General features: G+C 71.0%; 18 protein-coding genes and 3 pseudogenes. 7 read left to right on the top strand and 14 right to left on the bottom strand.

The genetic code is table 11. The features are described 5' to 3' along the window. Nucleotides 1–317: 317 nt before the first annotated feature. A complete protein-coding gene (locus tag ACQEU6_RS07275; protein ID WP_499329938.1) occupies nucleotides 318–1,094 on the top strand; it encodes an endonuclease domain-containing protein in 777 nt (258 codons plus the stop codon). A 136-nt stretch (nucleotides 1,095–1,230) separates the two neighbouring features. Next, on the top strand, nucleotides 1,231–1,809 hold the full coding sequence (locus ACQEU6_RS07270) for a hypothetical protein (RefSeq protein WP_499329936.1): 579 nt from the start codon (nucleotides 1,231–1,233) through the stop codon (nucleotides 1,807–1,809). A 289-nt stretch (nucleotides 1,810–2,098) separates the two neighbouring features. Here the strand turns inward: ACQEU6_RS07270 and ACQEU6_RS07265 are convergent, their stop codons facing one another. Next, nucleotides 2,099–2,368 (bottom strand): hypothetical protein, encoded by a 270-nt coding sequence (locus ACQEU6_RS07265; RefSeq protein WP_499329934.1) that lies wholly within the window; start codon nucleotides 2,366–2,368, stop codon nucleotides 2,099–2,101. After that, entirely contained in the window at nucleotides 2,365–3,024 is a 660-nt protein-coding gene (locus tag ACQEU6_RS07260) for a recombinase family protein (protein WP_499329932.1), read from the bottom strand. Before ACQEU6_RS07260 ends, ACQEU6_RS07265 begins: the two co-directional genes overlap by 4 nt. Before the next feature lie 545 nt (nucleotides 3,025–3,569). Here ACQEU6_RS07260 and ACQEU6_RS07255 point away from each other — a divergent pair. Genes ACQEU6_RS07255 through ACQEU6_RS07240 form a run of 4 tightly spaced genes read left to right on the top strand, consistent with a single transcriptional unit; the run spans nucleotide 3,570 to nucleotide 6,088 of the window. Beyond that, entirely contained in the window at nucleotides 3,570–3,767 is a 198-nt protein-coding gene (locus ACQEU6_RS07255; protein ID WP_499340110.1) for a DUF3073 family protein, read from the top strand. Continuing rightward, nucleotides 3,760–3,984, top strand: coding sequence for a hypothetical protein (locus ACQEU6_RS07250; protein ID WP_499329930.1), 225 nt, complete (start codon nucleotides 3,760–3,762; stop codon nucleotides 3,982–3,984). The genes ACQEU6_RS07255 and ACQEU6_RS07250 overlap by 8 nt, the downstream gene beginning before the upstream one ends. Nucleotides 3,985–3,986: 2 nt before the next feature. Continuing rightward, nucleotides 3,987–4,355, top strand: a complete 369-nt coding sequence (locus ACQEU6_RS07245) for an ArsR/SmtB family transcription factor (protein WP_499329928.1) — start codon at nucleotides 3,987–3,989, stop codon at nucleotides 4,353–4,355. Beyond that, nucleotides 4,352–6,088 carry a SulP family inorganic anion transporter gene (locus ACQEU6_RS07240; protein WP_499329926.1) on the top strand — a complete coding sequence of 579 codons (1,737 nt, stop codon included), beginning with the start codon at nucleotides 4,352–4,354 and terminating at the stop codon, nucleotides 6,086–6,088. The genes ACQEU6_RS07245 and ACQEU6_RS07240 overlap by 4 nt, the downstream gene beginning before the upstream one ends. Nucleotides 6,089–6,402: 314 nt before the next feature. Here ACQEU6_RS07240 and ACQEU6_RS07235 read toward each other — a convergent pair. The 6 genes and pseudogenes from ACQEU6_RS07235 to ACQEU6_RS07210 all read right to left on the bottom strand — a co-directional run. Then, nucleotides 6,403–6,594: pseudogene (locus tag ACQEU6_RS07235) on the bottom strand (transposase); the annotation flags it as partial. A gap of 342 nt (nucleotides 6,595–6,936) precedes the next feature. Continuing rightward, the gene (locus tag ACQEU6_RS07230) at nucleotides 6,937–7,572 is read right to left on the bottom strand and encodes a response regulator (protein ID WP_499329924.1); all 636 of its coding nucleotides are present in this window, start codon (nucleotides 7,570–7,572) and stop codon (nucleotides 6,937–6,939) included. Further along, nucleotides 7,569–8,363 carry a sensor histidine kinase gene (locus ACQEU6_RS07225; RefSeq protein WP_499329922.1) on the bottom strand — a complete coding sequence of 265 codons (795 nt, stop codon included), beginning with the start codon at nucleotides 8,361–8,363 and terminating at the stop codon, nucleotides 7,569–7,571. The genes ACQEU6_RS07230 and ACQEU6_RS07225 overlap by 4 nt, the downstream gene beginning before the upstream one ends. Before the next feature lie 17 nt (nucleotides 8,364–8,380). Then, nucleotides 8,381–8,746 (bottom strand): annotated as a pseudogene (locus tag ACQEU6_RS07220) (DUF7134 domain-containing protein); the annotation flags it as partial. A 29-nt stretch (nucleotides 8,747–8,775) separates the two neighbouring features. Beyond that, nucleotides 8,776–9,048, bottom strand: a complete 273-nt coding sequence (locus tag ACQEU6_RS07215) for a hypothetical protein (protein ID WP_499329920.1) — start codon at nucleotides 9,046–9,048, stop codon at nucleotides 8,776–8,778. Between the two features lie 15 nt (nucleotides 9,049–9,063). Beyond that, a complete protein-coding gene (locus ACQEU6_RS07210) occupies nucleotides 9,064–9,264 on the bottom strand; it encodes a hypothetical protein (protein ID WP_499329919.1) in 201 nt (66 codons plus the stop codon). Between the two features lie 591 nt (nucleotides 9,265–9,855). Between ACQEU6_RS07210 and ACQEU6_RS07205 the strand changes: the two genes are divergently transcribed. Beyond that, nucleotides 9,856–10,485: a GNAT family N-acetyltransferase gene (locus tag ACQEU6_RS07205; RefSeq protein WP_499329917.1), complete on the top strand. Its 630-nt coding sequence runs from the start codon at nucleotides 9,856–9,858 to the stop codon at nucleotides 10,483–10,485. A 25-nt stretch (nucleotides 10,486–10,510) separates the two neighbouring features. Here ACQEU6_RS07205 and ACQEU6_RS07200 read toward each other — a convergent pair. From ACQEU6_RS07200 to ACQEU6_RS07175, 6 genes and pseudogenes are all read right to left on the bottom strand, one after another. Next, nucleotides 10,511–11,393: pseudogene (locus ACQEU6_RS07200) on the bottom strand (IS982 family transposase). Nucleotides 11,394–11,514: 121 nt separating this feature from the next. Further along, entirely contained in the window at nucleotides 11,515–12,072 is a 558-nt protein-coding gene (locus tag ACQEU6_RS07195) for a GNAT family N-acetyltransferase (RefSeq protein ID WP_499329915.1), read from the bottom strand. After that, entirely contained in the window at nucleotides 12,069–13,538 is a 1,470-nt protein-coding gene (locus tag ACQEU6_RS07190; RefSeq protein WP_499329914.1) for an ABC transporter ATP-binding protein, read from the bottom strand. The genes ACQEU6_RS07195 and ACQEU6_RS07190 overlap by 4 nt, the downstream gene beginning before the upstream one ends. After that, nucleotides 13,538–14,356: an ABC transporter permease gene (locus tag ACQEU6_RS07185; RefSeq protein ID WP_499329911.1), complete on the bottom strand. Its 819-nt coding sequence runs from the start codon at nucleotides 14,354–14,356 to the stop codon at nucleotides 13,538–13,540. Before ACQEU6_RS07185 ends, ACQEU6_RS07190 begins: the two co-directional genes overlap by 1 nt. Continuing rightward, nucleotides 14,353–15,276 carry an ABC transporter permease gene (locus ACQEU6_RS07180; protein ID WP_499329909.1) on the bottom strand — a complete coding sequence of 308 codons (924 nt, stop codon included), beginning with the start codon at nucleotides 15,274–15,276 and terminating at the stop codon, nucleotides 14,353–14,355. Before ACQEU6_RS07180 ends, ACQEU6_RS07185 begins: the two co-directional genes overlap by 4 nt. Then, nucleotides 15,273–16,784 (bottom strand): ABC transporter substrate-binding protein, encoded by a 1,512-nt coding sequence (locus tag ACQEU6_RS07175; RefSeq protein WP_499329907.1) that lies wholly within the window; start codon nucleotides 16,782–16,784, stop codon nucleotides 15,273–15,275. The genes ACQEU6_RS07180 and ACQEU6_RS07175 overlap by 4 nt, the downstream gene beginning before the upstream one ends. Nucleotides 16,785–16,813 lie beyond the last annotated feature (29 nt).

Here is a 16,813-nt window from a genome sequence, read left to right as displayed (position 1 = left end):
CCCGGCCTCGGTCGCTTCTGACCTTGGCATACGTCAAGCCGCGGTGTCTTTCTGCCATACTCCGGCCGTCCCCCAAGGGGGACTGTCTGATCTGCGGCAAGACTAGCGAGCCGCTCGTCCATGACCACTGCCACCGGGCATGGGTGGCTGCGAGGCACGATCGGCGTCGGCATCTGCACCCCTTGCAACCGGGTGATGCAGGCCCGTCGGATGGGGCGCAGGCGTAGGCGCCGAACCACAGGCTCTTCCAAAGTCGACCGTGATCGACTGGCCAGTGGATCGCCCTATCTGTCGGTGCTGTATGCGAATCTGGGCAGATGGGCGATGAGCCTGAGGTTCGCATCGTCAATGGCCAGATCGTCGAAGCACCTGGAGTCGGGCCGATCGCGCGGGTATGGCTTCCCCAGTACGGCGAGGTCGTCGCGAAGTTCCCGCCGAGCCGAACGAACAGATGGTGGCTGCGCGGGCCAGTGGGTATCCGGTCGCCCCGGCTCGACGGCGAGTGGTGGTACTTGCCGCGCAGCTGTCTCACCCGGCTGGTCAACGCGGCGATCGACCGGTACGGCTACGTCGCTCTCTGGCGGGACATGTCGAAGCTCTCGCATTGCAACAAGGCGTGCCTTGAAGCGACCGGGTTGGACTGCGACTGCTCCTGCATGGGCGTCTTCCACGGCGAAGGCGCCCACAACTGGTACGAACGCATCGACGACGCCATGGTCGCCGACCGCGGCGAGGCCAAACGCACGGTCGTCCTCTTCGGCGGCAAGACCGCCGACGGTGCCCCGACCCTCTACAACGGAGAACTCACCGGCCAGCAGTACCACGTGGATCGCGCCGACCGGGTACGCCTGGGCTGGCCGCTGGCGTCGAAGTTCATGTGCGCTGCCTGCCTCACCGCCCGAGCTCGAGTCTGGGATCACTGCCACACCCACGGATACGTCAGAGCGCCCCTGTGCAACCGCTGCAACACCCGCAACTGGAGAGGATGGCAGCCCGCATACGGTCGAGCCCTCCCCACCCGCAACCTCGACACCACCTACTACCAGCGGTGCCCCGAACACGGCATCGACCCTGATCGGCACTGCAGCGCATAAACCCGCTCCACAGTTCCCCGTGGATAAGTTTCCCGGAGTGCGGGCATGCACAACATCCGCACGCCCCGGCCAGGCTCGGCGGACACTTCCGGCGAAGCCGGGAAGAAAGCACTGTAAACCGGTCACAATTCCTGCCGTGAACACACTGCAGTTCATCGATTCCATGACCGGTCGCCTCGCCTGGCCGATCACCGCATTGATTCTCGGAATGATCTTTCGGCGGCCGCTGGGTCGAATGCTGTCCCGGGTGCAGCGCCTGTCCTGGGGAGAAGCCGAAGCCGAGCTCGCCGAGGCCGAGCAGGACGTCCAGGAAGCCCTGCACGAAGCCGCCCGTCCGTTGCCAGCGGGTGATGCGGCTCAGCCGGCTCACCGCGCCCGCATCGAGCGGGTCGTGCAGGACGCGGCAATGTGGGGGTTTCGCCTCCGAGAGTCGGGGGTCGAGCACTTCCCCGAAACGCGGATCCTGTGGGCAGGCGAGGACCGTCCGCGGCTTCTGGTCATCGGCACACCAGGGGCCGGAAAGTACACGGTGGGCGTTCTGGGGGAGCCCTCCGACCACGATCCCAGCAACATGAAGCTGCGTGAGCTGGTGAACCAGCTTGTCGATGACGGCCAGCGCAACGCCGACCAGGGCAGCGACACCGAAGCCGACGATGCGGGCGCCCCTCGGCCCGATGCGGACGCTTCATCGCCTCGATCATCTTGGTCGATTTAAGCGGCCTATACCGCCCCCAGCCACTGTCAGTCGTCTTCGTCGCCGGCGTCGGGATCGCGGAGTTGACGAACCCAGGTCGTGCCCAGGTCGGGGACGGTGAAGGTGTAGGTGCCGATCCCGCGATGTCAGCGCAGGAAGCCGACACGCCGTTCGGACCTGGCGACGCCAACTACCTGTGGGACGGCGGCCGTTGTACAAGGGGTGCCGGTAAGAACCGTGTCATGAGCCCAAACGAGCTGGCGGTAGCGGATCAGGCCAGGGGGCCGGTGAGCCCGGCGGGGCGGCGTGGTTAGTTGCCGGGCGTCCTCGGCTGTTGAGCAGCTGTGATGCGGGTGGCGTACACCCGGTAGGCCTTGCGTTCGGCCGGCCCGGCGTCCTCGGCGGCGAGGGCTGCGCTCTGTTGCAGCGCGGCGTGGTGGAGTTCGAGCGGCATGGTGAGGCGGATGGAGTAGCCCTTGCCGCGGCGGATGATCCGCCCCCAGATGAGCGCCTGGCGGATGGTGTCGTCGCCGCCGGCCCGTAGGTGGTCGGCGAGCAGGCCGGGCAGGTCGAGCGTCACGGGCGTGTCCGCGGCAGGGCCGGACGGCTCCTCGGGGACGGGGGCGCGTCGAGCTGGTCGGGGAGTTGGCGGGCGTGGGCGGCGTCCAGGACGCGGCGGATGGTCTTGGGCGCGACGTGGTGCTCGCGGGCCAGGGCCTTGACGGCGGTGCCTTTGGAATAGGCGGTGACGACCTCGGCGGCCTTGTCGGGGGCGAGCGCGGTTGGGCGGCCGAGGGTCTTGCCGGAGGCCTCGGCGGCGGCGACGCCCTGGCGGGTGTTCTCACTGATCATGTCGCGTTGGAACTCCAGCACCGAGGCCAGCACGTTGACCATCATCTTGGTGCCGGGATCGTCGGCGGCCAGGTCGATCCCCGACAGCAGTCCCGACTCCACCCGCAGGTGCAGGCCGCGGCGGATCAGCACGGGGCGCAGGGCGAGGATGTCGGCGACGGAGCGGAACAGGCGGGCGGCGTCGGCGATGCGGATGGTGTCGCCGACGGCGGCCTCGTGCAGCAGCTTGGTGAACCCCATCCGGTCCAGGGAGAGCCGGCGGCTGGAGGTGGCGGGGTCGTCGTAGACGGGGGAGCCGGAGGCGATCAGCGTGGCCAGGGCGTGGCGCTGGCGGGCGTCGGTCTGTTTGTCGGTGGAGTGTCGCAGGTAGACGCGGTCGGCCATGCCCGATCAGGTTCCTTCCCCGCAGGTGGCCCGGGAGGTGTCCGGCGGGCTCTGACGGCCACCTTGGGGGGCGAAAAGGAGGGGCGGAAGTGGGGATCGGATCTGATTGGATCGGCGTCCGGTTTCGGCAGGTCGGGCGCTGGGGTCTGATTGGATCGAGCGTGGGGGCGTAGTCGGTCGATTCCGCCCCCACGCTTGATTGGCCGTCGACCTGCACAGACGACTGGCTCAGACCTTGCGTAGCCGCCCGTGATAGCGGCGGCTGTGGAGTGCGGCGGCGAGCGCCCGCCCTTCCGCGACGTCGTGGGCGTGGCCGGTGGTGGGTTCATCGACGGGAAGGTCGTGTTGCCGTGCCTCGACCTGGGCGTTCTTCCCGCGGTCGTGACCGTCCCGTATTCGAGTGTTTCCGGGGCACCGTCCTGCGAGGGGATGGCGGGCCCTCGTGTGTGCAATCACACACGGCTCAACTAATTTATGAATTATGCAATTGATTAGGCTTGCGACTCGTCTGGTGGTTGGTGTTGCTGGGAGCGAGGAGGCCGGTCATGGGGCGTGGTCGGGCGAAGGCCAAGCAGGCGAAGGTCGCACGCAGGTTGAAGTACGGCGGTGGAGGCGGCGATCTTGAGCGACTGCGGCGGGAGCTGGGAGCAACCGCCGGCGGTGACGACGCGTCGGCTGGCCGAGGGGACGAAGAAGACCGTCACCAGGTCGAGGACCGATCCGGGGAGACCGCGGGTGAGTGAGTTCGGCATCCAGGTGCGGGAGCGGTTGGCGCGGGCGCGGCTGCTGCTGGCCTCCGCCCGCCAGGACGGCGATGAGTACGGCGTGTTGACCTACACCGGTGAGGTGGCGGAGCTGGAGCGCCTGGCTGCCGCGCATGGTGTCGCGGTCGCTGCCGGGGAGCCGGCACCCGGTGGTGGCCCGGACGAAGGTTCGGACGATGACATGGCGGAGGGATGAGCATGCCGGTTCCGCTGCATCAGGCCAAGGCCGAGCTGTTCAAGACGCTGGGGCATCCGGTGCGGGTCCGGGTGCTGGAGTTGCTGTGCGAGGGGCCGCGGCCCGTCCGCGACCTGTTGACCGCGACCGGCGTGGAGGCGTCCAGCCTGTCGCAGCAGCTGGCGGTGCTCCGCCGGGCCCAGATCGTCACCGCCCGCCGCGAAGGCTCGACGGTGATGTATGAGCTGGCGGGCGCCGACGTGTCGGAGCTGATGCGCGCGGCGAGGCGGATCCTGACCGACCTGCTGACCGGCCAGGGGGAACTGCTGGCCGAGCTGAAGGCCGACGAACTGGCCGAGCCGACCGGCCCGGTGGGTGGGAAGCGCGCATGAGCGACCAGGCGCAACTGCGTGATCTGCCCGGGCGGCTGGTGCGCTTGTTGCCGGGACGTGCCGATTGGGGGATGGCCCGGCGGTCGTGGGGCCGGGACCTGGTGGCCGGGTTGGTCGTGGCGGTGGTGGCGCTGCCGCTGGCGCTGGCGTTCGGGGTCAGCTCCGGGCTGGGCGCCCAGGCCGGGCTGGTCACCGCGGTGGTCGCCGGGGCGCTCGCCGCGGTGTTCGGGGGCAGCAACCTCCAGGTGTCCGGGCCGACCGGCGCGATGACGGTGGTGCTGGTGCCGATCGTCGCACGGCACGGGGCCGAGGGCGTGCTGCTCGTCGGGCTCCTCGCCGGACTGGTCCTGATCGCAGCGGCCGCGTTGCGGGTGGGGCGGTTCGCGGCCTTCCTGCCCGCCCCGGTGATCGAGGGATTCACCGCGGGGATCGCCGTGGTCATCGCGTTGCAGCAGGTGCCCGCCGCGCTCGGCGTGGCCGGCGGGCACGCCGAGAAGGTGTGGCGGGCCGCTGCCGAAGCCGCGGCCCAGTTCGTTGCCCACCCCACCGCCGCCGCCCCCGTCATGACGGTGGCCGTCGCGGCGCTGATGCTGATCGGCGGCCGATGGCGGCCCGGCGTCCCGTTCTCGCTGGCCGGCGTCGCGATCGCCACCCTGGTCGCCGAGGCCGCCGGGCTGCAGGTCGCGCGGATCGGCGCCCTTCCCGCCGGACTGCCCGCCCCGTCACTGGACTTCGTCCGCCTCGACATGGTCACCGCGCTGCTGCCGTCGGCGCTGGCCGTGGCGGCGCTGGCCGGGCTGGAGAGCCTGCTGTGTGCCACGGTCGCCGACGCGATGAGCGTAGGGGAGAAACACGACCCGGACCGGGAGCTGTTCGGCCAGGGCATCGCCAACCTCGCCGCGCCCGTCCTCGGCGGCGTGCCCGCCACGGCCGCGATCGCGCGCACCGCGGTCAACGTCCGGGCCGGAGCCCGCTCCCGGCTTGCCGCGCTCACCCACGCGGGCGTGCTGGCCGTCATCGTGCTGGCCACCAGCGGTCTGGTCGGCCGCATCCCGCTGGCCGCGCTCGCCGGGGTGCTGCTGGCCACCACCGTCCGGATGGTCGAGGTCGCCTCGCTGACCGCCCTCGCCCGCGCGACCCGCCGCGACGGCGCGGTCCTGGTGCTGACCTTCCTCGTCACAGTGGCGTTCGACCTGATCACCGCCGTGGCCGTCGGGGTCGCGGTGGCCATCGTGCTGGCGCTGCGCACCCTGGCCGGCACCGCGCGGATCCGTCCTGTCCCCCTCGAAGCGGGCGACCACACCGCCGAAGAGCGGCGCCTGCTGGAGGAGCACATCGTGGCCTACCGGCTGGACGGCCCGCTGTTCTTCGCCGCCGCACACCGCTTCCTGCTGGAGCTGTCGCAGATCGCCGACGTCCACGTGGTCATCCTGCGGATGTCGCGGATCACCACCCTGGACGCCACCGGCGCCGGCGTCCTCGGCGACGCCATCACCCGCCTGGAACACCGCGGCATCCTCGTCCTGCTGTCCGGCATCGATCCCGCCCACGACCAGGTGCTGACCACTCTCCGGATCGCAGAACACCTGCGCCGCGACGGCCTGGTCTTTCCCGACACCCCCGCCGCCATCGCGCACGCCCGCGCCCACCTCCACGCCTCCGACGCGGCACCGACCAACGGCCAACCAGGCGGCCACAGCCCCTCGACCGGCGCCCAGGAGGCGATGGCGTAGTCACCCATGGACCTTCGACCGGCGTTTCCCTTTGTCGGCGGCTCGCCACCACCAGGGCAACGTGCAGAGTCGAACAGCAAGCCCAAGCCGATCATCAGGACCACGCCCACGCCCCGGATCCACAAACGCCACGTCCGCCGACGTCGCAGAGCCGTCGTTTCAGGCTGCGCAAGGCTTCTTTGTGACTCTTGCCCTCGGCACATTTGCGCTGGTAGAAGTCCCAGCCAGCGGTCTGGCGCCGGATCTGGCTGATGGCCCTGATGTGCGCAGGGCGGAGTTGAACTGCCAGTCGCCGGCCCTCGTAGCCGATGCCGTTCGACGTCTCCGGACGCGGCGTCCAGCGGCGCCACGCCGCAACAGGAGGGGAACGCGGCCGATCGGAACCGGTCGACGCCCGCTGTGCGTGCAAGGATCTTGGCCGCCAGCAAGTCACCGATGCCGTGCAACTCGGTCAGGCTGGTGCCGGCCGCGCGCTCGGGGCCGCCAGCGGCCCGGCCCTTCGTCATGCTCGCGGCCGTCATGCGCCAGGCTCTTTGCTGACCGCCATGATCGCGGACGGAGTGGCAGCCCCGGACGTCAGGAAGCCCCTGGTAGGACGGTTGGTCTCTCACAACGTCCCGTCCCCACCAGAGGCATCTCAATGCTTTGTCAAGCGGCCGCTGCTGGCGGCATTGCTGTGTAGCGGCGGCGATCTCTCGGCGTCGCGGCGCGTTCTATGCCGTGGTTGCCGAGGGGAGGGACCCGTTGCTGGGGTGTTTCGTGGATCTGATCGCCGACACAGCGGATGACCGCGCCCCTTACCGGCAAGGTCGAGCCTCGCTGGAAAGGCGCCGCCCGGCCGGCTGCGGTTAGGCCGGGCGGACGAGGCGGTGGTCGTAGGCCCAGATGACGGCCTGGACGCGATCGCGGACCCCGAGTTTGGCCAAGATGCGACCCACATGGGTCTTGACGGTCCCTTCGGCCATGAACAGCCGGGCGGCGATCTCGGCGTTGGACAGGCCGAGGCTGAGGTGGAGGAGGACCTCGCGCTCACGGTCGGTGAGCGGGTCGGGACCGGCGGGCGCCGGCAGACCAGGCGCGACGTGGTCGAGGAGGCGGCGGGTGGTGGACGGGGCGATGACCGCGTCGCCGCGGTACACAGTTCGGATCGCGGCGAGCATCTCCTCGGCAGGGGCGTCCTTGAGCAGGAACCCAGAGGCGCCCACCCGCAGCGCGGCGAACGCGTACTCGTCGAGGTCGAACGTCGTCAGTACGAGCACCCGCGCCGAGCCCTCCCCGCAGATCTCCCGGGTCGCCTCGACGCCATCCATGACGGGCATGCGGACGTCCATCAGGACGACGTCGGCACCGGCCGCGAGGCGCACCGCCGCTGCTCCGTCGGAGGCCTGGCCGACCACCCGCGTGTCCGGCTGGGAGTCGACCACCAGGGCGGTCCCGGTGCGCACGAGGTCCTGGTCGTCGGCGACCAGCACGCTGATGGTCATGACGCCGCCGGGCAGGGCAAGCGGCCCTGGACCACGTACCCGCCCGTCTCGTCGGCGCCGCTGGTGACCGCGCCGCCGAGCGCGCCGAGCCGTTCGTGCATCCCGGCCGGCCCGAGGCCGGGCGTACCGCCCGCCCCGCCTTGCGCCGGGCCCGGGCCGTTGTCGCGGATGGTGATGGTCAGCGCGTCGGCGCCCCAGACGAGCGCGATGCCCGCTTTCGCGCGGACGCCCGCATGCTTCACGGTGTTGGTCAGTCCCTCCTGGACGAGCCGGTACGCGGCCAGTTCCGCGGCCGGGCTGAGTGGGCGCGGCGCGCCCCGGTCGGTGCGGTGGACGTCCAGCCCGGCCGACCGGACCCGGTCCAGCAGGGCGGGCAGATCCCGCAGCGCGGGCTGCGGGCCGTCACCGGCTTGCGTGCCATCACCGATCTGCGGGCCGCCGGGCCGCAGGACGCCGAGCAGCCCGCGCACGTCGGTCAGTGCCGCGCGGCCGGCGTCCTCGATGACCGCGAGCGCGCCGGCCGCGTGGCCTGGGGCGTACCGGCCAGCCTTGGCCTGGGAGACGATCACCGCGAGGGAGTGCGCGATCACGTCGTGCATCTCCCGCGCGATCCGGGTCCGCTCCTCGTGGCGGGCGCGCTCGGCGGCGAGGGCGGCGGCCTGCGCCGCGGCTGCCCGCGCGGACGCCAGCTGGGTCCGGCGCACCATGCCCACGCTCCAGGTGGCGGCGGCGATGGCCAGCAGCAGTGCCAGGACTGTCCACGGGTCCGGGCCCAGGTGTGCGGCGTGCACGCTCGCGTCCGCGGCGAACCGGCGGCGACCAGGCAGGATCCGAGCACGCCCGTCACCGCCCCGGTGACCGGCCCGGCCGTCCGCCGCCCGTACGCGGTGACCGCGTATAGCGACAGTGGAAAGACCAGCACCGACGGCAGCACCAGGAAGAGCCCGGTGACCGCGACCTGGACGGCGAACATCGCGCAGACGGCGGCGTGTGAGCCGATCGGGTGGGCGCGGCGGCCAGCCAGCGCGACGTGCGAGGCCACCGCCGCGGCAAGTAGCGTCGCTGCGCGCGCCCCCGGCACCGACAGCACCGCGACCACTGCCGACAGGCCCGCCAGCGGGACGCCCGCCACGAACGCCAGTGTCACGTCCGCGCGGTCGACGCCGTGTTTCATCCGGCCCGTGCGCATATCGTGGGGGTAGATCAGCGGGTGAGCCGCTGGTAAGTCAGGGTGGCGCCCCCCAGCGCCAGCCCGAACAGTAGCCACGATCCGTACACCGTCCCGACCATTGCGACGGACGCCACGTCGCCGAAGTCGACCGGACCGTCCGTCAGTCCGAGCGCCTGGGACAGGGAGCCGAACCCCGCGAGCGCCCCCATGCTGACCAGCGCGCCGGTCGCTGTCCACGCGGGGACCAGCACCGTCGGCCGCGGCAGGCGCCGCCCCCACCCCTGGACGAGGGCCAGCGACAGCACCGCCCCGCCGCCCGCCTACAGCAGCAGTACTATCGCGATCCGGCCCGCCCACTTGCGTCCGCGCACTGCGAACGCCACCGCCAGCACCGCTCCGGCCACTGTCGCCCACGGCGGCGCGAAGCCCTTGTCGTAGGTGACCCGATGCGGCACGAGCGCCGCCACTCCCGCTGCGGTGGCGGCCACGACCAAAGCCCTGGAAACAGTGAGTTCTCTCACGCGCCCAAGGCTGCCCCCGTGCCCGCGCCCGCACGTCTCCTGCAGGTCCCCCGAACCGATGACCTACGGCGTATTGACAACGGGCCGAGGGACGCGGCCCGTCGGTAAGGGAGCCCACCAGCCGCCATCTGAGGCATTTTTCGAGGCAGGTCAGGCTGTCGGCTTGCCTGTGGAGGTCACCTTCGCCGGCCACGTCGGGCTGTGCGCCGAGCCCCCGAACGCCACCGGCGGGTTTGTGGTCGCCGCACTGAAGGACCACCCGTAGTTCCCGTCTCCGCAAGGGGCATGGGGCGCGGTCCCTGCGAAAGGAACCCCGCCGTGAGTTCGGGAGCCGTCGCTTATGTTCAGAGCCTGAATCTCACTCGAGTCGGTGTGCTCGTCCGTCCAGTGCACGAGGTCCGGTGCGCTTCGCGCCACGGCTCGCCGGGATGTTTGCTTGACGCAGGTCCTGGAAGACCTACCGGCCGAGCAGCGCAGCGACGGACTCTTGCAGGGAAGCGCGCTCACCTCTCTGCGGCTCGCCGACCCCGCTCAGTCCGGGCGTGCCTCAATCCGGCAGGCACGCGAGCTCCTCGCCGCGGCAGGATACTGATGACCACGGCCCCCACTTTCACCCGCCACGGCCCCAGCGAGGTAGCCGAGATCCTCGAAACCGTGATCGTGCCGGTCTACGCCGCATCCCACCCGGACCTGATCAGCCAGCCGTTCTACTCCGCAGAGCGCTTCGCCGAACGGGTCCGCAGCTACAGCGGAGTCTCAGGCTTCCAAACCGTCGTCGCCCACATCGCAGGCGAGGCGGTCGGGCAGGCGATCGGATGCACCCTGCCGGAGAAGACACGGTGGTGGAAAGGGCTCACCACCCCGGTCCCCGATGGGTTCACCACCGAGACCGGAGCCAGGACGTTCGCCCTCAACGAGCTCGTGGTCATCCTCCAGTGGCAGGGCCAGGGCGTAGCGCACGCCCTACACGACGCGCTGCTGGACGGCCGGGCCGAGGAGCGGGCAACGCTGCTCGTGCGCGACGACAACGACTCCGCGCAACGCGGCTACGCCCGGTGGGGCTGGCGCAAAGCGGGCAAGGCGCAGCCCTTCCCCGACTCGCCGCACTCAGGACGGCGCCGTCCTGCTGCGTCAGCCTCAGCGGGTCCGCGCCGAGCGCGGCATGCCACCCGGCGGCCGTGGCCCAGCTCGGGAAGCCGGGCCAGGTCGGCGACTAGATGATTGATTCCAAGGGCTGTTGTTGCGGTCAGTGATCGTAGGCGGTCAGGGAGCGGGCGACCGGCTGGCCGGTTTTGTCGTTGTGCCAGATCGCAGTGGTGAGGGCCAGGACCCGGGCGGCCACCCGGACGATGGCGCCGGTGTCGGTCCGGCCACCGTGTCGTTCCAGGTCCAACTGCCCTCTGAGGGTCTGGTTGATCGACTCGATGGTCTGCCGCAGCGGCTTGAACAGCGGGGTCGCCGCCCGTGGTGGTTCGCCTTTGCGGGCCGGGCGCAGCAGTCGCAGGTCACTCTCGGTGAGAGCGTCCTGGAATGCGCGGCCGTAGTAGTGGCGGTCGCCGATGATGGTCTGCCCGGGGTGGCGGGCGGCCAGGTCGGTATCGGCGTCCAGCATGTCCAGCAGGGTGGTGCGCTCGTCGGCCTTGGCGCCGGTCAGCGCGAACGCGACCGGCAAGCCGCCCAGCGTGCACAGCAGATGCGGCCGCAGCCCCCAGAAGAACCCGGGAGTGCGAGGCGCAGTAGCCGTACTCGGCCCAGCCGGCCAGCTGCGAACGCCGCGCGGTCTCCCGGGAGCGGCCGCACTCCACCGGGGTCGAGTCGGCGATCCACACGTTGTCCAGCCAGAAGTCGGTGTCGGCCGCCAGCATCCGGATGGCCCGTTTGAGCAGCGGCAACGCCGCTCGCAGCTGCTTGTTGTAGCCGGGACGTTGCGGTAGATACGGAAACATCCCCGCCAGACGGGAAGCGACGAACCGCAGCCATCGGGTCTACGACCTGCAGCCCAGCAGCGCCTGAGCAACCGCCGGGCACAGCAGTTCGGAATCGGTCAGCTTGGGCGGGCGGCCCAGACACCGGCTTCCTCCCAACTCGTCATCGATCTTCACGTACAGTGCGGTCACGAGGATGTTCAGGTCCTAGTGGCCGGAGCGCTGTTCCGCCTGGTCATTCCAAAGCGGCGGTCCGCCACCGCACCCGAAGCCTGTTGAACTGAGGCCCATGCCGGTGACCGGCGTGGGTTTCCCGGCGACGGTCCTATACCCGGCTGCCCGCTCTGGCGACCTCGTAGGGGTGCAGGGGGATCTCGTAGTGGACGGTCTGGAAGTGGCCGGGGGCGCCGTCCCGGTCGTCGCGGACGACCCGGGCGACGGACTTCCAGAACGGTTCGGCGCCGTCGCTCCTGGTGTCGCTGTGCAGGTAGAGGTGTTCGTATCCGGGTGTCGCGGCGACGAAGTCGCGGGCCTGGCCGACCAGGTCGCGGGCCAGGCCGTTCCTGCGGTGCTCGCGCCGTACGTACACGCGGAAGAGTTGGCCGGTGCTGCGGTCGGGGTAGCGCTCGACGAGCCAGGCGGGGTGAGGCGGATTGCGAGGTCCCTGGGCGCGTACGGCGGTCGTGCCCACGACCTGCCCGTCATGGACGGCGACGAAGAGCGCGTGGCGCGGTGTCCGCAGGTACGTCTCCTCCAACTCGATGACGTCTCGGTGCCATTCGGGCCGGTAGCCGTAGCCGAGGTCGTGGTAGAAGGTGTCGAGCATGAGGCTGCGCGCGCCGTCGAGATTCTCGAGGCGTGCGGGGCGGATCTCGTAGGTCACGTGGTGACTCCTGTTCCGTTCGGGTCGCCCAGCAGGGCCTTGGTCAGGTGATGGTCGGGAGCCCGCAGGACCCGTTCGGCCGGTCCGTGCTCGACGACGCGTCCTTCGTGGACGACGGCGATGCGGTCGGCGATCCGGGCGACCACGCCTAGGTCGTGGTTGATGAAGACAAGGGTGAGGTCGAGTCCGGCGAGCAGGTCGAGAATGGTGGCCTGAGTGAGCGTGTCCAGCCCGGACGTGATCTCGTCGCAGATGAGGATGTGGGGCCGGGCGAGCAGGGCGCGGGCGAGGGCGGCGCGCTGGAGTTCGCCGCCGGACAGGCGGCGCGGTCGGTGCCGTGCCACTGAGGCTTCCAGCCCCATGCGTTCCAGGCTTTCCCGTGCCTCCGTGAGGGCCTGGTCGGACGGTATGTTCCGCAGGCGGACGGCGGTGCGCGCCACCTGCTCGTCCACCAGTCGCCATGGGTCGAACGAGGCGTGCGCGTCCTGGAAGACGTACTGCACCAGCGTGCGGTGGGCCCGGGTACGCCGCCGGGCCTGTGCGGGAAGCGGTACGCCGTCGGCGGTGACGCTGCCACCGGTCCAGGGATGTAGCCCTGCCACGCAACGGGCCAGCGTCGTCTTGCCGCTGCCGGACCTGCCGACGACGCCGAGCCGTTCGCCTTCGGCCACATCGATGCTGACCTGGCGGACGACGAGGCGGCCCCGGTACTCGGCGGTCAGTTCGTGGATCCGCAGCCGGGGGGCTTCCGGCAGTGAACGGGCGGCCGCGGGCGCCGTGGGGTCGGGTTGGGCGGCGACCAGGGCCTTGGCGTAGTCGCCGCGCGGCGCGTCCAGGACGTCGGGTCCTGATTCGACGACCCTGCCGTCGCGCAGGACGATGATGTCGTCGGCCAGCGCGCGGACGACGTCCAGGTCGTGACTGAGCAGGACGAGCGTCACGCCGAGCTGGCGCAGCGTCGTCGCCAGTTCGCCGCGGGTGATGGCGTCCTGGCCTGTGGTGGGTTCATCGGCCACGATCGCCTTGGGCGCGGTGAGCAGGGCCTGAGCCAGGACGAGCCGTTGCTGCTGTCCGCCGGACAGTTGGTGCGGGAAGCGGCGCAGGAACGACCGGTCGGCGGGCAGCCGAGCGGCCTCCAGCGCGTCGTGCACGTGCGTGCCGTGCAGTCGCGCCACGGCCTTGAGTATCGGCCCGATCCGGCGGGCGGGGTTGAGCACGGACGAGGGATGTTGCGGGATGTAGCCGATGGTGCCGGGCTGCGCGGGCCATGTCCCGGCGACGCGGATCGTTCCGGTGACCTCGGTGCCCGGCGGGTGCTCGCCGAGCAGCACCAGCCCGGTGGTGCTCTTGCCGCTGCCGGAGGCCCCCACCAGGGCCAGGACCCGCCCCTCGGGAACGGTGAAGCTGATCCCGTCCACGAGCGTCCTGGCCGCAGAACGGACCCGCAGGTTCGACACTTCGATCATCACGTCACCTTCTCCGGAACGGGGTGCGCCGTGCGTCGCGACCGCCAGCCGTACCGCGGCGGGCCCAGGACGCGGTCGAATGCCAGGTTCAGCCCGACGGTGAGCATGACGATCAGCAGCGCGGGGGCGAGCACGGACCAGGGGTTGAGGAACAGCCCGCTGCGGTTGCGGTCGATCATCACGGCCCAGTCGGCGGTGTCGGGCGACACCCCGATGCCCAGGAACGCGGCGGCCGCCACCAGGTAGAGGCTGCCGGTCAGGCGGGTGCCGACATCGGTGACCAGGGTCCGCAGCGCCGCCCGGCCGACGAACATCACGCCGGTGCGCCAGCGGGTCTCGCCCTGCAGCCGCATCGCCTCGATCGCCGTGCCGTTCGCGGCCTCCAGCGCGGCGGCCCGGGTGACGCGGGCGATGTCGGGCAGGTGGACGAGGATGAGCGCCCACACCAGCACGGTGCCGGAGCCGATGGTGGCCAGCAGGAGGAGCAGGAGCAGTGACGGTACGGCCAGGAGCACATCCAGCGGGCGCATCAGCAGCTCGTCCACGGCGCGCCGCCGGGCGGTCGCGGCGGCCAGTCCCCAAGGGACACCGAGCAGGTACGCGCCGGCGGTGGCGATCAGGGCCACCAGGATCAGGTTCCGGCCGCCGAGCAGCACCTGCCGCCAGACGTCCCGTCCGGCGAAGTCGGTGCCCAGCAGGCCGTCGGCGGCGAAGGCGGGCCCGCGGCCGGACGCCTCGGGCGCCAGCCATGGCCCGGCGACGGCGAGCAGGATCGGAACCGCCACCAGCAGCAGCGGAAGGATCGGCGGCCGCCTCATGCGCGAGGCACCAGCCGGAACGCCGCTGTGTCGGCGGCCAGGTTGACCAGGACGGTCGTGGTGGCGAACAGCACCACCAGCCCTTGGATCACCGGCAGGTCGCGGTCGGCGACCGCGTCCACCAGCACGGTGCCCAGGCCCGGGATCACGAACACCGCCTCCACGACGATGACCCCGCCCAGCAGCCAGTCCACCGTGCGGGCGAGCTGCTGCACCGCGGGTGCCAGCGCGTTCGGCAGAGCGTGCGCGTACCGGGCGCGCCGGGTCGAGAAGCCCAGCCGCATGGCATGCCGGGTGTACCCGGACCGCAGCGCGTCGATCATCCCGGCGCGGACCAGCCGGCCGGTGGACGACAGCGGCCGGGCCAGCAGCACCACCAGCGGCAGCACCAGCACGGCCGCGCCGAGCCCGCCGATCGCCGTGGCGGGCAGCCAGCCCAGGTACGCGCTGAACAGCGCGATGAGCACCATGGCCAGGGCGAACTCGGGAACCGAATAAAGCGCGACGCCGACGGAGGTCAGCGCGCGGTCCAGCAGGCCGCCCTCCCGTACGGCCGCGCTCACCCCCGCCACGACCGCCAGCGGTACCAGCAAGGCCAGCGTGAGCACGGCAAGCAGCGCGGTGGGCGCCAGCGCGCCGAGCACGATCTCTGACACCGGGCGTCCTGACACGATCGAACTGCCCAGGTCCAGGTGCGCCAGCCCTGTCGCCCATTCGGTGAACCGCTCGCGCAAGGGACGGTCCAGGCCGAGTTGTGCGCGGATCTGCGCGACCCGCGCGGGATCGGGGGAGTCGCCCGCCAGCACGACCGCGGCGTCCCCGGGGAGCAACTCCACCAGCAGGAAGATCAACGTCGCGACGGCCGCCACCTGGGCCAGGGCCAGGGGCAGCCGCCGTACGGTGTACCGGGTCAGTGTCATCCCAGGCGGACCTTGTCGAAGCGCGCCCAGTCGAGGGTGTTGAACGGGGCGCCGCGCACGCCGGTCAGTTTCTTGGAGGTGGCGACGATCCCGTCGGCGAACCCCCAGATCAGCAGCCCGCCCTCGGCGTGCAGCATGCGCTGCATGCGGTCGAAGGCGTCCTTGCGGTCCTGCTCGCGCTGGGAGGAGACGGCTTGTTCGTACAGGTCGTCGAACTCGGGCCGGGTCCACTTTGTGGCGTTGGTGGTCGAGTCCGACAGCAGGCGCTGGGCGATGTGCGTCTCGATCGGCATCGTCCCGGACCGGAAGCTGACCAGCGTGCCCTTGGTGAGGATGTCCGACCAGTAGGTGTCCTTGTTCCCGGTCACGATTCTCGCGTTCAGTCCGGCTGCGCGGATCTGGTCGGCGAACACGGTCGCGGCCTCCACGAAGCCGGCCGACGCCTGGGATGTGGTCACCTCGATGGTCGCCCCTTGGGCGCCCGCTTTCCTGATCAGCGCCTTGGCGCGGTCCAGGTCCGGCTCGCGCTGCGGTATGTCGGCCGCGTAGTGCGGGTAGCCCTTGCCGAAAAGGTCGTTGCCGATCTGCCCTGCCCCCGGCATCGTGGCGTCGACCAGTTGCCGGCGGTCGGTGAGCAGGAACATCGCTTCGCGCATGTCGCGGTCGTCGAACGGCGGCCGGTCCACTTTCATCGCGAACGCCTGCGTGTTGCTGTTGGGCGAGTGCACGAACCGGGCGCGGGAGCGGTGCTGGCGCACCGTGGCGGGGGAGATGTCATGGGCGTACTCCACCTGCCCGCCCAACAGCGCGTTGATCCGCGCCGACTCCTCATTGGCGATCAGGAACTCCAGTTCCCCGATCTGCGGCGCGCCCTCCCAGTAGTCGGCATAGCGGGTGAGTACGACCGACCGCCCGGGTGTCCAGGAGTTGAACCGGAACGGCCCCGACCCGACCGGTTTGGAGAAGTCGCGCAGGCCCTCGGGCACGATGTAAGCGCCGAACGCCGCCAGCACGTTGGGGAACTCGGCGAACGGCCGCTTCAGCCTGAACTCCACGGTGCGGTCGTCCACCGCCCTGCTGTTGGGCAGCTCGATCAGTGTGAGGCTGGACCTGGCGCGGAAGCCGCCTTTCGGATCCAGGATGCGCGCGTAGCTGGCCAGCACGTCCTGTGCCCGTACCGGCTTGCCGTCATGGAAGGTCGCCCGGCGCAGCGGCACGCGCCAGGTCCGCAGGTCCTCGCTCGGCTCCCAGCGTTCGGCCAGCCGCGGCCGTGGGGCGACATCGTCCCCCAGGTCGGCGAGCTTGTCGAACATGGCCTTCGACCGCGCGGCCTCCACGAACAGGTTGGCCTTGTGCGGGTCGAGTACCTCGGTGGCACCGCCGCCCGAGAAGGCCGCCCGCAGTCTCCCGCCGCCCGGGCCGGACCCGGTGCCCGTGCCGCATCCGGCGAGCAGGACCGCGCCGGCGGTGGCGCCGAGGAATCCGCGTCGGCTGAGTTGGTTTCGCATGGTGACGATCTCCTTCGAGGAAACGATGG

This window comes from Spirillospora sp. CA-108201, from assembly GCF_050936235.1.
Lineage (GTDB): Bacteria > Actinomycetota > Actinomycetes > Streptosporangiales > Streptosporangiaceae > Spirillospora.
This window is presented reverse-complemented; position numbering and strand designations above follow the sequence as displayed.